Raw genomic sequence first — 13,984 nt, 5'->3', positions numbered from 1 at the left:
TCCTCCCTGTATAAAATAATTCTGATTCGGTCAATGCCGGCCCTTCGAACTCCATTCCGGTTTTCCCCTATTCAAATCTATTCTATCATTTATTAAAGTATAAAAGATCAGCAAAAAGAGGCAACCGCAATTATCATCAGATAATCACAGTTGCCTCTTAAGTCGGTGCCAGCTATTTTCCCCGTTTATTGTGCCAGATTAGCGCGTGCAGCTGCGGCAGCACTCTTACCCGGTTCATGGCCGGATCGGCAATAACGAGATTGAACAGCCATTCCAGGCGTCCAAGCAGACGTGCCGATATATCTCCTTGCTCCGTCACATCATCATTACCAGGCTGAAGGAACAGCTGTACTCCCGGGTAACGCTGATGTACCGTTTTGGCATAAGCATAGTCTTCCCCATTGAACACCACGACCTTCAGGCTGTGAGTTCCTTTGCCAGGCACTTTCAGCTTCTCGAGAATACTGTCCAGTATCGCCCAGTCCGTCTTCATGCCTGAGCTTGGCGGTTTCGGGCTGATCGTCAGAGCGTCAATCTCATAGAACCAGTCCTGCCAGCGGCTCCCCTGGGTTTCGATTGCTGCCTGGATGCCGCGCTCATGCAATAGATCAACAAATTGCCCCATGCTGTCACCGAGCAGTGCCGGATTGCCACCTGAGATGGTCACGGAGTCAAAATTGCTGCCGGCCAGGGCAAGCAGCTCATTCATGATCTCCTCCGGCTCCAGCATCCGCACGATATCCTTGGCAGAGCCGTCCCAGGTGAAGGCCGAGTCGCACCAGCTGCAGCGATAGTCACAGCCGTAAGTGCGCACGAACATCGTCTTTACGCCGATAACGGCGCCTTCTCCCTGAATCGTCGGACCAAAAATTTCAATTACCGGAATTTTACTCACAGTCACAGCCTCCGTGTATCCGGTAGGCAGGCCCGTCTTCCGGAATGTCTGAAGCCAGCACTTCCGCCCAGGAGGTTGGTGTCTCCCACAGCTTAACAGAATACAATGGAAGGTCTGCCAGCTTCAGCCGGTGGGCAATGTATGCAGACATGTTTTCTACTGTTGTACGGAAGCCGAGCAGCGCTACCTTGGAGCCGGTCTGCTTCAGGGTTTCCAGCACAGGCTCATTGCCCATGGCCAGAAAAGCATGATCCAGCCGGTCTACCAGCTGCTGCTGTACGGTCGCTTTAATATCACTGAAATCAATGACAAAGCCTTCATCTGAGTGGCCGGCTTCTGTCCGCGGCTTGCCTTTGAGCATAACCTCCAGCTGGTACGTATGCCCGTGCAGATTGCTGCATTTGCCTTTGTGGCCGACCAGCTGATGTGCGGAGTCAAAGGTGAATATTTTGCAGACGGTTACTTCACCCAGCATTACAGATCACCCTGCTTTCTTTCTGCCACGTACTGTTCAAGCCCGCGCTGGCGCAGCAGACAGGCCGGACAGGTGCCACACCCGCTGCCGATAATACCGTTATAGCAGGTCAAGGTATGCTCACGGACATAATCGAACTGGCCAAGCTCATCGGCGAGCTTCCAGGTTTCTTTTTTATCGAGCCACATCAGCGGGGTGTGAATAACAAACTCATAATCCATTGACAGGTTAAGCGTCACATTCAGTGATTTTACAAACACATCCCGGCAGTCAGGATAACCGCTGAAGTCAGTCTGGCACACACCGGTTATGATATTCGCATAGCCCAGCTGCTTCGCCATAATGGCGGCAAACGACAGGAACAGCAAATTGCGCCCGTCCACAAAGGTGCTCGGCAGCTCCCCGTCTTCCCCGGCTTCAATTGCTATATCATCGCGGGTGAGCGCGTTGGGTGCCAGCTGATTAAGCAGTCCCAGATCCAGAATATGCTGCTTCACGCCGAAATTAGCGGCAATTTCTTTCGCGACTTCAATTTCGGCTGCATGACGCTGGTTATAATTAAAAGTAACAACCTGTACCTCTTCAAAATGCTTCAGCGCCCATACGAGGCAGGTAGTGCTGTCCTGGCCGCCGCTGAACACGACGAGTGCTTTTTTATTCATACGTTCACTCTCTCCTCCCATTGCCTTCCGCCTACCGGTTGTCCACTTTCTCAGGATACAGGTCATGATTCATCAGCCGGTGCTCGGCCATGGCCTCATACTTGGTTCCCGGACGCCCCCAATTGCAGTAAGGATCAATGGAGATGCCGCCGCGCGGCGTGAATTTGCCCCACACTTCAATATAACGCGGATTCATCAGGGAGATCAGGTCATTCATAATAATGTTGACACAGTCCTCATGAAAATCACCATGATTGCGGAAGCTGAACAGGTACAGCTTAAGCGACTTGGATTCCACCATCTTGATATCGGGAATGTACGAGATGTACATCACGCCGAAATCCGGCTGACCGGTTACAGGACACAGGCTGGTGAACTCCGGACAATTGAATTTGACAAAATAATCGCGGCCGGGATGCTTGTTATCGAACGCTTCCAGCACTTCCGGATCGTAACCGAAATTATACTTGGTTCCCTGGTTGCCCAATAGGGTAACCTCCGGCATTTCCTCTTTCAGTCTGCCTTCTGACATGACAAAAAACCCCTCTCTTTTCCCCCCGGCTTTCTGCCGGCAACAGGAAAGAAGAACGAGATTTCGAAAACTTGGCTCTACTAAATAGTTTTTTATAGAGGGAGTTTGCGAACCTCTCCTGTGCGAACGCACAGAATTCTTCTTATGCTTGTATTAGCGCCTTGAACTATACCATGTTTCGTTGTCTTCTGGCAAGCTTTACAGATGATCCAGAATAAGTGAACACAGCAATCCCAGTGCAGCAGCCAGACCGGTCAGCGGCCCGCCTTCCTCGTAGGCCTCCGGCATCATGCTGGAAGAAACCATCGCAATAATTCCTCCTCCGGCAAAAGAAGCAATCAGCGCTGTTGTAGAACCGTTCGCATGATCCATAAACGCATAGCCTGCTCCAGAAGCTACAGTAGAAATAACCAGCACACTGAGCCACAGCAGGATTATTTTGCTTTTGCTGTATCCGTCCTGCTTGAGTCCGGCTGTACTGGACAGTCCTTCAGGAATATTGCTGATAAAAATGGCAATCACCAGCAGAAGGCTTACCCCTTCTCCCGAGATCAGGCTTGCCCCGATCATAATGGACTCCGGAATGGCATCCAGCACGGTGCCGGCAAATATCGCCAGTCCGCTTCCGCTATGTGGCTGTGCGCTCTTCCCGGAACGGACCGAACGCTTCCGTCCCGATCCTCCCTTGCGTGAAATGTACCAGTCAAACCCTGTAAACACCAGCGCACCGGCAATAAAACCGATGATCGTCGGAACCAGTCCGCCGTCATTCGCAGAATCATCCAGCAGCTCATAGGCGGCAGCACCGATCAGCACGCCTGTGCCGAACGCCATAATGAAACCGATCCACCTGGTCTGGATACGCAGAAACAGGGCTGCCAGCGCACCAATCAGCACCGCCGAACCGGATACCGCTCCCCACAACAGGGCGTTCCACATCCGCTTCACCTTCTTTTGTTAGTAGCATTGCGCTCATCACGCATAACTTTATTGTACACTTCTAAGGCATACAGCAAACATACCGGCTAATGCCTGGTACCGGATTATAAGGGATGGGATGGATTCAATTGGCCCTAAAGGGGTAACTTAAAATATAATCTCCTATACAAGGATGGGATCAGCTTATGGAACAAGCGGTACAGCAGCTTCAAGAATGGCTAGCCTCAGGAGCGGGTAAAACTATTGTCATTGAAAAGCAGGAGCTTGAGGATGTGGACACCGTTCACTTCAGCCTGGAAAGTGTGGATTACCGGAGCTCCGAGGATGTAATTGACGATTATCTGGGCGATGCCCTTATACTGAGAGGCACCGGCAGCACTTTGAACGGAGACGGGGAACTTGTCCCCCTGCCGCAGCCAAGCTATGAACTGGCGGTCAGCGGACTGCAGGTTCATTCAGCGGAAGCTGATAAAGCTGAGCTGCAGACTGAGCGGGCCCGGTACACCATTACTATCAGTGAAGCTTAACTCATGATAGTTAATTGCATTAAGTTTTAAACATCAGGTTCCATATTAAAAGAACAGGAGGCCGCAGACTAGTGCTGCGGCCTCCTGTTCAGTCTTCCCCGATAATTCGTACTTCCGTCTCCAGCTCTACACCGAACTTATCCTTGACCGCAGCCCGGACATGATGGATTAGGCCGATATAGTCATTAGCCGTTGCATTATCCGCATTCACGATAAACCCGGCATGCTTGCGGGATACCTCCGCTCCGCCGATCCGTACACCCTGCAGCCCGCTTTCCTGAATCAGCTGCCCGGCGAACCTGCCCGGCGGCCGTTTGAACACACTGCCGCAGGAAGGATATTCGAGCGGCTGCTTGGATTCCCTTAGATAGGTCAGCTCATCCATCTTCGCTTTGATGGCCGCCGGATCTCCCGGCTGCAGGGCAAAGCGCGCCTCAAGCACGATATAATCTCCTCCGGCAAAAATACTGTGCCGGTATCCAAACTGCAGCTCCTCCCCCTGCAGCGTTACGAGCTGTCCTTCTTTGTTAACGGCCAGGGCACTGTGCAGCACATCCTTGACCTCGCCGCCGTAGGCACCGGCGTTCATATAAAGCGCGCCGCCTACTGTTCCGGGAATACCGCAGGCAAATTCCAGCCCCGTCAGCTCCTGCTCCAGCGCATAGGCCGAGGCATCAATAATTTTGGCACCGCACTGGGCAACCAGCAGCCCGTTCTCAATGGCCATCTTATCCAAAACCGAAGTATACAGCACGATTCCGCGTATGCCGCCGTCGCGTATAATGACATTTGACCCGTTTCCAAGGACGGTTAACGGGATATTACGCTCACGGGCGTATGTAACCACATTTTGTATTTCCTCATAGCTTGCAGGTACAGCCAGAATATCGGCTATCCCGCCGATTTGTGTAAATACATAAGTTTTCAGCATTTCCCGGCTTCTTACCGTTCCGACCGGAAGAAGCTGCTGCAGATCCTGTTCAACTTGGCTTATATTCATGTTTCATGCTCCTTTACAATCAATACATGAGCCGGCTATCAGCCTGAATTAATGGCATCCCCAACTGTAACAACGAACAGGCTCCCTTGTCAATGACGGGAGCCTGCGGCTGATGCTTTGTGTATCCAGTTTATGCGGCAATCCGGCGAATTATATCTAAGCCTGGCCTGCAGAGGCAGTACTGCGGAATTCGGTCCGGCGGGCCGCACGCTCTTCTTCCTTCAGCCGGGGGCAGGTGTAGCAATAGCTACCCCCTTCTGTCCGGTAATACAGGCAGCAGCGGTTACGCATATTCACAGTCTTATCCGGATCAGCCAGCGATTCGATCCTGCGCACCTGAACGTGAAACGGATTTCTCTTCAAGCCGAATATTGCCGCAGGCATTTCTTCGCGCAGATACCGGTAATCTTCCTGCAAAGTCTCCAGCAAGCCTGCGGGAACATCACCGGAGGTGAAAACCTCAAGATAATAGTTAAATTTTGTGGGCAGCTGGCCCCAAATTTCGCTCCCGGCAAGCCCGGTAACGCTAGATAACATAGTCAGCAGCGGTTCAGCCGTATTCCGGTAGAACTGCGTCAGCTGTACATTGCGCCAGTCCGTCCGCTCCTTCGCGTCCGCAGGAGCCGGAATGAATGACCATTTGTTCAGGGAAAAGGCTACACGCCAATATCCATTGGCCGGGATGAGATGCACAGACAAGCCGGGCAGACTGACATCAGGACTGGCAGAATAGACAGAAAGAGCATATTGGACTGCGAGGGCCACATTACCGAAGGCTCCGGCAAAATAAGAGGCAGCCACTTTGTCATCCAGCCCTTTGATAAGCGGCCTGTAGCACTCGACAAAAGCTCTCATACCCGCTTCATCTGCCATCTCAGCGGCATTAAAGGAATGCACTGTTCCTTCCGGAATGCCGGGATGCAGATCAAACTTGCTGCCGAAGTCCTGTATCTGCTCTTGTTGTGCATCGTTCATTACATTTCCTCCTCTTTATGCGTAACCTTGATTGATTACAAACCGGCGGCTTTATAAGCGGCCAGCTCATACGGCAGGCACAGCGGGACACCCGTACGCGGATCGGCAACGATGTCGCATTCAATGCCGAAGACCTTGCGGAGTACATCAGGCGTCATTACCTCGGACGGAGTCCCTTCGCTGACAACTGTACCGGCTTTGATCGCCACCATATGTTGTGCGTAACGGGAAGCATGATTCAGATCATGCACCACCATAATGATCGTGCGGCCTTCTTCCTGGTTCAGCTTCTGCAGCAGCTGCAGTACTTCAAGCTGGTGGGCCATATCGAGGAACGTGGTCGGCTCGTCAAGGAACAGGATATCCGTCTGCTGGGCCAGAGCCATAGCAATCCAGGCACGCTGGCGCTGACCGCCCGACAGGCGGTCAATCGGACGGTCATGAAATTCCTCCATACCGGTCACAGTGATCGCATTGGCGATAATCTCGCGGTCTTCGGGCGTCATTGTGCCGAAGCCCTTCTGATGGGGATACCGGCCGTAACCAACCAGCTCAGACACCGTCAATCCGTCCGGAGCCGTCGGATTCTGCGGCAGGATCGCCAGCTGGCGGGCCACTTCCTTGGTGGATAAGGTATGGATTGATTTGCCGTCCAGCATCACACTACCGCTCTTTGGCTTCATAATCCGTGCCATTGTTTTAAGAATTGTAGATTTGCCGGAGCCGTTAGCTCCAACCAGCGCAGTAATTTTACCTGTCGGGAGTGACAGGTTCAGCCCTTTGACAATCGTTGCTTCAGCGTACCCGATACTTAATTGTTCTGTGTTTAAACGTTCTGACATAATCTCCACTCCTTAATTGTTTGTATTAGATTCAAGCCTTGGATCTGGCTAACAGATACAAGAAATACGGGGCTCCGATGAGCGCAACGATGATACCGGTAGGAATTTCAGCCGGCTGCAGAATCCAGCGGGCTACGGTATCTGCTGTAATTAGAAGCAGCGCACCTACTAAAGCGCTGGCAGGCAGCAGCACCTGGTGCTTCGGCCCGACCAGCCGCCGGGCCAGGTGAGGCGCAATCAGTCCGACGAAGCCGATGCCGCCGCTGACGGCAACGCAGGCACCCGACAGTGCTACTGCTGCTGCAAGCAGTACGAGCCGTTCCTTCTCAACCGGCATTCCCAGCCCTGCCGAGGTCTGATCGCCGAGATTCAGCAGATTCAGTACTCGGGACTTGTAGAAGGCAAAAGGCAGGATAATTACAATCCAGGGCAGCAGCGCCAGCACAAACCGCCAGTCACCGCCCCAGATTTTACCGGCCAGCCAAATCGATACGAACTGAAAGTTCTGCGGGTCCAGCCGAAGGGACAAGATCAGCTGGAAGGCATAGATGCCGGCGCCCACGGCAATCCCGATCAGGATCATCCGGGTTGGCGACAAGCCGTCTTCCCGCCGGTAAGACAAGAAATAAATCAGTGCGGCGGTAAGCACCGCTCCCAGAAGAGCCATCAGCGGAAGGACGAAGATCGGCCCTGCCGCGGTGGCCGGAACGAACGAAATAAAGATGATGACGGCAAAGCCGGCTCCGGCGTTGATTCCCAGCGTGGACGGCTCGGCCAGCGCATTACGCGACAGGCTCTGCAGAATGCAGCCGGAAACGGCAAAGCCGGCACCGACAAGCAGAGAAATAACGATGCGCGGCAGCCGGAAATCAAACAGGATCAGCTTCTGCTGCCGGGTTCCGTCACCAAAAAGGGTATGTAAGACTTCCAGCGGCGTTAAACGCATAAGCCCTGTATTCATGCTGACAATGAACATAACGATAATACTAATTCCCAGAAGCAGCAGGATAGTGAAATGACGGCTGCGGCGCTGCTTCCCCGAAAGAAAGGCATTAACAGGGCTCATTACAGCTCCCCCTTCCGCTTGCTTGCCAGATAGACAAAGAACGGTACACCGATAACGGCAATTAGCGCGCCGATAGGCGTTTCATAGGGAGCGTTAATCATTCTGGCGGCAATATCGGCAAAGACAATCAGCAGGCTTCCCAGTACCGCCGAGCAGGGAATAATCCAGCGGTAGTCGACACCGACCAGATACCTTGTAATATGCGGAATCATTAATCCCACGAAAGCGATAGGCCCTACCGTTGAAACGGCAGCTCCTGCCAGAATCACAACGACAATCATTCCGGCAAGCTGTACCAGTCTCGTACGCTGGCCTAGACCGGCTGCCACCTCCTGGCCCAGGCTGAGCAGGGTGATGGATCTTGACAGCAGCAACGCAGCAATGAGCGCTCCGGCAATCCATGGCGTCATGATTTTAAGCTGGGTCCAGTTGGCGCCTCCAACACCACCCGCCATCCAGAAGGCGATGTCCTGGGATAGATTGAACAGAATCGCCACTCCCTGGCTCACAGCAAGCAGGAGTGCGCTTACTGCCGCACCGGCCAGCGTCAGCCGCAGGGGTGTCAGACCGCTGTGGCTAAGCGACCCGATGCCGAATACCAGCAGTGATGCTGCAGCAGCGCCGATGAAGCAGTACACCATAATGTACAGAAAGGAAACCGAAGGAGCAAAGGCAAAGGTTAATGCCAGGGCGGCACTTGCACCTGCATTTAGTCCAAGCAGGCCGGAGTCAGCCAGCGGATTACGGGTCATTCCCTGCATTATAGCACCGGCTACGGCAAAGCAGGCACCTACAAGAGCTCCAGCCAGTGCTCTTGGAATCCGCAGTTCACGGATGATCTGATGCTGCTGCAGATCCGGATTAAACCGGAAGACCGCCTCCCAGACCGTGGCCAGCCCAATATCCGCCGCACCTACTGATACCGACAGCGCCAGGCCGAACAGAATCGCGCCGATTCCCAGAATCAAGATCATAACTGCCGCTGCGGGCCGCGACTGCAGCAGCTTCACAGCTCCTGTATGCGGACTGCCGGATGCCGAATGTGTAGATGAGTCCATAAGTCTTCCCCTTAGTGGAATGAATTCAACAAGCTGAGCTCATTGCTTCTATCATGTAATTGAAATTGTTTATCATTCAACTGATATTGTTTCTCAATCATCATTATCGCAAATATATGAAAGTAGTACAAGAGTTCACACAGTCCTTAAGCTGGTTAAAAAAAGAGGCAGGCTTCGTATCTTTGTAAGATACAATAACCTGCACACCGGGAGTTAACCGACTCTGTTTTTGCTAACTTATTTCACAAGCGCGCTGACAACATCATCAATAGTCTTGGTGTTGGCATAAGCACCACTGTACAGCCAGCTGCCATCTGCGCTAAGCTCGGTCACATTGCCTGCCTTCACGGCAGGAATCCCCTGCCAGATCGGTCCCTCTAGAATCTCCGATGCGTCTGTTTTGTCGCTGTTAACAAGGAAGATGTGATCGGCCGTCAGTTCGGCCAGCTTCTCAAGGGTAATCGAATTCCAGGTCGCTCTGGATTCTGCCGGAATGTCAGTAACCAGGTTCGGCAGCTGCAGGCCAAGATCCCCGTACAGAACCGCTCCGCTTGACCGGGTTTCATCTACGATAAAGAAGCTTTTTTGCACCAGCCACAGAATTGCTACGGATTTATCTCCGAACGATGCGCTGATTTTTTCCTTGGCGTCAGCAGCCTTCTGGTCATAATCCGCGATCGCTTTCTCAGCTTCAGGTGACTTGTTCAGCAGATCACCAATCGTAAGCAGCGCTTTGCGCCAATCCTTGCTGACTTCGTCGCCAAGCACATAAGTAGGTGCGATCTTGTTCAGCTGGTCATACAGGCCGTTCTGAACAGAGCCTTCAGACTGTACAATGTGAAAATCCGGTGCGAAGCTGGTTACAGCCTCCAACGGAAGATCAAAGCTGATTGTTGGCACATCTTTAAGTTCGTCCGACAGGTAATCCTGAATGCCGTTGGTCACGGACCATTGGGCTACCGGAGTTACTCCGAGCGTCACCAGGTAATCTTCCAGATATGAACCGAGTACGCGCTGCGGGTTCGCCGGGACTGTTACCTTATGTCCCATAGCGTCTGTGACCGTTTTTTCTGCAGCAGGTGCAGCAGTTTCAGCAGGAGCTGCAGTAGCCGCCGCGGTTGCTTCAGCCGTTGAAGCCGGAGCCGTTGTCGCATTCGCCTCATTCCCGCCGTTGTTATTGCCGCAGGCAGTCAGCAGCATGGTCATAGTCAGAAGTCCGGCAAGCGCCAGCTTCATGGATTTCTTTGGTTCGAATGAAAACATTTATTACCCCTCCTGTGTATGTCTGTCCAGTAAGTTCATAACTTATAGACTTAACTCTTTAAATGATATTGATTCTCATTATCCATGTCAATATAATATTAATATTACCCTGAACAGGCTGGAATTCCGAACCGGATTTTTCCTATTATAAAAAGCGGCTGCCCCGTTACATACGGAGACAGCCGCCAGCTTGTGTTGTATGACTATTTGTGCAAATGATATGGAACGGTTGCTACTACGATATCCTTTTGATTCATCAGATAAGAACGGATGAACAGGCTGGTCTGATTATGCAGAATGGCCTGCCACCAGTGCTTCGTAATAAATTGCGGAATCAGTACAGTAATATGGTCCGTTGAAGCGGTCTTCCACTCCACTGTATCAATAAACTTGACCAGCGGTCGGATGATGCTCCGGTACCGGGAACGGAGGACGATCAGGCGCACGCCAGGATTCCATTCCTCCCACTTCTGCTCCATTTTGTGAATCTCTTCTTCATCAAAGCCTACATATACAGCTACGACATTGTCCGTAAGGGATTTGGCATAGCTGATGGAATGTAATACAGCACGGGTTACACCGGCTACAGGGACTACAACCGTGCTGCCCTTAATGCAAGGCTTGTCGGTTGACGGGCAGATCCGCAGCTGGTCTGCAGTATTTAGATAGTGACGGTGAATCCGGTGGAATACCAGCATTACAACCGGCAGGAAGATGAAGGCCATCCATACGCTGGAAAACTTCGTAATAATAAAGATTAGCGTAATGGTTAGCGTGGTCAGCATACCGACCGTATTTACTGCAAACTTGCTCTGCCAGCCCTTTGGTCTCGTTTTGTACCAGTGCACCATCATTCCAAGCTGGGATAAGGTGAACGGAATGAACACACCGACAGCATACAGCGGAATCAGTCCTTCCGTATTCCCGTGAAATGCAGCTACCAGCAGTGCCGACAGAACTCCGAGGAAAATAATACCGTTAGAAAAGCCCAGCCGGTCTCCGCGGACCATGAAGGCATGGGGCAAATATTTATCTTTGGCGAACATAAAAGCGAGCAGCGGGAATGCCGAGTAGGCAGTATTTGCCGCCAGGAACAGGATGACAGCCGTAATCCCTTGAATGAAGAAGTACAAACCGCCGCGGCCAAAGGTCGACTCGGCAATTTGGGACACTACTGTGGCTTTTTCATCCGGGGTAACTCCGTACCAGTAAGCCAGCAGGGTAATGCCTGTAAACATTACGCCAAGGATCAATCCCATCATCATCAGGGTTTTGGCGGCATTCTTTTCCGCAGGAGCCTTGAAGTTCGGAATGGCATTGGATACCGCCTCTACCCCGGTCAAGGCCGAACAGCCGGAGCTGAACGCTTTGAGCAGCAGGAACAGGCTGACATTGGATACTGCTGAGCCGATTTCAGGTACACTAGCATGGGCGCCGCCTGTCAGATATTTGATTACACCCGCAGCAATGAGAAAAAAGATCGAGCCGACGAACAAATATACCGGGATTGCAATAAAGGAAGCCGATTCCGTAACCCCGCGCAGATTGACAATTGTAAGCAATATAATAACGGAAACTGCAATAAGAACTGAGTGGTCATGCAGACTTGGAAAAGCCGATGTAATCGCGTCTGTCCCCGCCGAGGCGCTAACCGCAACGGTAAGAATGTAGTCAACCAATAAAGAGCCGCCGGCTAACAGGCCGGTAGGAACACCCAGATTGCTTTTGGCCACGATGTAGGCCCCGCCGCCCTGCGGATAGGCAAAGATCGTCTGCCGGTAGGACAAAATGAGTATGGCCAGCAGGCCCAATACGGCAAGCGCGATTGGCAGAGAGTACCAGATGGCAGTGAAGCCTGCAGCCACCAGTACCAGGAGAATTTGTTCCGTTCCGTAGGCTACAGACGATAGCGCATCAGAAGACAGGACAGCCAGTGCTTTCACCTTGGATAACTTTTCATGATCGAGTTCGTTCGACTTCATCGGACGTCCGATCAATAGTCGTTTTACCTTGCTTACCATTGTAGTAACAGTTCCTCTCTTTGTTAGTTGAACCGGTTATACCGTGCGCTGTTTTCATCGTTTTCATAGGTAGGTTTTCATAAATGCAGGCACAAAAATAAGCATACGGAAATGATCCGCATGCCATGAGCATGGTCATTATCCCACCTTTGCTTACGAGGTTAGCTGGCGGATTCGGACTGTGGAAAGCCCTACGGTTACAGCCTTTTTGGCCTGTTTCCGATTCACCCCGTCGGCCTTGCAGCCGAGTTTGGTTCCCCCGATTTCCCTACGGAAAATTCAGCGCGTATTCAACTTCTCACAAGGCTTAATGATAGTCTACAAAGCATTCCCAGTAAAGCAGTGAAACAAATGAAAAGGAATGAAAAAACATCCAAAACACGCAATTCCATGATAAGGGATAAGTGGATCTTTCATTCTCTTGCATTATCCCTCTGTACCGTGGTTTTAGCGTGTTTTGGATGTTAATTGTGACAAAAAAATCAGGAATTCTTTTTGCCTGGAATTTCGCCTGCCTGCTGCCTATTCTACGTCTGTATCTTTGCGTCCTGTCCACAATAAAACTGTAATCAGGGTAAAAGCAGTAAGGGCCATCAACGGAATAGTAATGAAGCCTAAAAGATTAATATAATCCTGATTGCAGGGAACGCCAACTGTACATGGAAGCACCTTGCTCAGCGCAGGAATCTTCTGCTCAGCATAGTGGTAAATGGAGATGCTTCCCCCGATAATGCTTAACGGCAGGACGTAGGGAATAATCTTTTTATCCCCTTTGTACGTGGCAATTCCCAGCAGAAACAGCTGCGGATACATAAAGATACGCTGGAACCAGCACAGCTTGCAGGGCTCATATTTCAGTACTTCACTCAGATAAAGGCTGCCTGCAACAGCAACGATCGACACAAACCAGGCCAGATACAGACAATGGCGCCGGCAGAAGGCGGTGAACTTCATCACTCGGCAACCACCGCTTCGGAAGCGGCCTGAATCTGGGCATCAATAGCCTCCATGTTGAATGGCTCATCAACCATTACCCCATTCACAAAGAGGGTTGGAGTCGAAGAAACCCCGGAAGCCGAGGCTAGCTGAATCTCACTTTCCAGCTGGCTGTTATAGGTCTTGTCTTCAATGTCTTTGCGGAGCAGATCATAATCAATTGGCAGCTCCTCTTTCTGCGCCAGCTCAACCAGGAAGTCCTCTGTCGCCCACTCCTTGTTCTCATCACCTTGGTTAGCATAAATAGCATCATAGTATGTCCAGAATGCATCGCTGTCCTGATGATAGACAGACAGGGCTGCAAGAGCAGCAGTTTTTGAGTCATCCCCGATAAAGGCCAGATTTGCAAAATATAGAGCGGCCTTATCCTTATTTACATATTCCTGTACAATCTGCGGCTTAATGGCACCTGCGAACTGGGCGCAAGCCGGACATTTGTAGTCGCCGAATTCGACGATTTTGACAGGTGCGTCCTCACTGCCAAGTCTAGTCATTTCACTGTAGTTAAATTCAACCGGTTCGGCTGAAGTTCCTGTTGATGAGTCTCTTGAAGCCAGTAAAAATAATCCCACAAAAATAATGACAACCAAGGCGATCGTCGCAACAATCACTATCAATGTTTTCTTCTTCTGCTGTTCCATCTGCGCTACAAGCTTCTCATTTTTACTCTTCTGGGGAAGAGCAGCGCTTTTACGTTTGTTTTTGCCCAAGTGAGAGTTCCTTTCTGTCCTGC

15 protein-coding genes and 2 riboswitches are annotated in these 13,984 nt (G+C 51.4%); of the genes, 1 reads left to right on the top strand and 14 read right to left on the bottom strand.

Going from position 1 to position 13,984, the window contains the following annotated elements:
- Positions 1 to 172 precede the first annotated feature (172 nt).
- The 5 genes from queE to AWJ19_RS16075 all read right to left on the bottom strand — a co-directional run bounded on the left by queE (position 173) and on the right by AWJ19_RS16075 (position 3,503).
- A complete protein-coding gene (gene queE / locus AWJ19_RS16095) occupies positions 173 to 895 on the bottom strand; it encodes a 7-carboxy-7-deazaguanine synthase QueE (RefSeq protein WP_068725179.1) in 723 nt (240 codons plus the stop codon).
- Positions 888 to 1,370 (bottom strand): 6-carboxytetrahydropterin synthase, encoded by a 483-nt coding sequence (locus AWJ19_RS16090; RefSeq protein WP_068725177.1) that lies wholly within the window; start codon positions 1,368 to 1,370, stop codon positions 888 to 890. Before AWJ19_RS16090 ends, queE begins: the two co-directional genes overlap by 8 nt.
- Entirely contained in the window at positions 1,370 to 2,032 is a 663-nt protein-coding gene (gene queC, locus AWJ19_RS16085; protein WP_068725175.1) for a 7-cyano-7-deazaguanine synthase QueC, read from the bottom strand. The genes AWJ19_RS16090 and queC overlap by 1 nt, the downstream gene beginning before the upstream one ends.
- Before the next feature lie 31 nt (positions 2,033 to 2,063).
- Positions 2,064 to 2,564 (bottom strand): preQ(1) synthase, encoded by a 501-nt coding sequence (gene queF, locus AWJ19_RS16080; protein WP_039873634.1) that lies wholly within the window; start codon positions 2,562 to 2,564, stop codon positions 2,064 to 2,066.
- Between the two features lie 78 nt (positions 2,565 to 2,642).
- Positions 2,643 to 2,686, bottom strand: a riboswitch (PreQ1 riboswitch).
- Positions 2,687 to 2,762: 76 nt separating this feature from the next.
- Entirely contained in the window at positions 2,763 to 3,503 is a 741-nt protein-coding gene (locus AWJ19_RS16075) for a hypothetical protein (protein ID WP_068725174.1), read from the bottom strand.
- Positions 3,504 to 3,688: 185 nt separating this feature from the next.
- Here AWJ19_RS16075 and AWJ19_RS16070 point away from each other — a divergent pair, with 185 nt between their 5' ends.
- Positions 3,689 to 4,030: a hypothetical protein gene (locus AWJ19_RS16070; protein ID WP_068725172.1), complete on the top strand. Its 342-nt coding sequence runs from the start codon at positions 3,689 to 3,691 to the stop codon at positions 4,028 to 4,030.
- 88 nt (positions 4,031 to 4,118) lie between these two features.
- On the opposite strand, the gene murB is transcribed toward AWJ19_RS16070, so the two are convergent.
- The 9 genes from murB to AWJ19_RS16025 form a co-directional block, all read right to left on the bottom strand.
- A complete protein-coding gene (gene murB / locus AWJ19_RS16065) occupies positions 4,119 to 5,030 on the bottom strand; it encodes a UDP-N-acetylmuramate dehydrogenase (protein WP_068725170.1) in 912 nt (303 codons plus the stop codon).
- A gap of 156 nt (positions 5,031 to 5,186) precedes the next feature.
- Complete coding sequence (locus AWJ19_RS16060; RefSeq protein WP_068725168.1) at positions 5,187 to 6,005, bottom strand: (2Fe-2S)-binding protein; 819 nt, start codon at positions 6,003 to 6,005, stop codon at positions 5,187 to 5,189.
- Positions 6,006 to 6,040: 35 nt separating this feature from the next.
- Positions 6,041 to 6,847, bottom strand: a complete 807-nt coding sequence (locus AWJ19_RS16055) for an ABC transporter ATP-binding protein (protein ID WP_068725166.1) — start codon at positions 6,845 to 6,847, stop codon at positions 6,041 to 6,043.
- Between the two features lie 31 nt (positions 6,848 to 6,878).
- Positions 6,879 to 7,913 (bottom strand): iron ABC transporter permease, encoded by a 1,035-nt coding sequence (locus AWJ19_RS16050; protein ID WP_068725165.1) that lies wholly within the window; start codon positions 7,911 to 7,913, stop codon positions 6,879 to 6,881.
- Complete coding sequence (locus tag AWJ19_RS16045) at positions 7,913 to 8,971, bottom strand: iron ABC transporter permease (RefSeq protein ID WP_068725163.1); 1,059 nt, start codon at positions 8,969 to 8,971, stop codon at positions 7,913 to 7,915. The genes AWJ19_RS16050 and AWJ19_RS16045 overlap by 1 nt, the downstream gene beginning before the upstream one ends.
- A gap of 237 nt (positions 8,972 to 9,208) precedes the next feature.
- Positions 9,209 to 10,234: an iron-hydroxamate ABC transporter substrate-binding protein gene (locus AWJ19_RS16040; protein WP_068725161.1), complete on the bottom strand. Its 1,026-nt coding sequence runs from the start codon at positions 10,232 to 10,234 to the stop codon at positions 9,209 to 9,211.
- A 203-nt stretch (positions 10,235 to 10,437) separates the two neighbouring features.
- On the bottom strand, positions 10,438 to 12,255 hold the full coding sequence (locus AWJ19_RS16035) for an APC family permease (protein ID WP_068725159.1): 1,818 nt from the start codon (positions 12,253 to 12,255) through the stop codon (positions 10,438 to 10,440).
- 135 nt (positions 12,256 to 12,390) lie between these two features.
- Positions 12,391 to 12,550: riboswitch (cyclic di-AMP (ydaO/yuaA leader) on the bottom strand.
- A 227-nt stretch (positions 12,551 to 12,777) separates the two neighbouring features.
- Positions 12,778 to 13,209 carry a disulfide oxidoreductase gene (locus AWJ19_RS16030; RefSeq protein ID WP_068725158.1) on the bottom strand — a complete coding sequence of 144 codons (432 nt, stop codon included), beginning with the start codon at positions 13,207 to 13,209 and terminating at the stop codon, positions 12,778 to 12,780.
- Entirely contained in the window at positions 13,209 to 13,961 is a 753-nt protein-coding gene (locus AWJ19_RS16025; RefSeq protein ID WP_068725156.1) for a thioredoxin domain-containing protein, read from the bottom strand. Before AWJ19_RS16025 ends, AWJ19_RS16030 begins: the two co-directional genes overlap by 1 nt.
- Between the last annotated feature and the right edge of the window lie 23 nt (positions 13,962 to 13,984).

This window comes from Paenibacillus sp. DMB5 (genome assembly GCF_001517085.1).
GTDB lineage: Bacteria > Bacillota > Bacilli > Paenibacillales > Paenibacillaceae > Paenibacillus_AQ.
The sequence above is the reverse complement of the archived record's forward strand: the minus strand, read 5'-3'. Positions and strand labels throughout refer to the sequence as shown.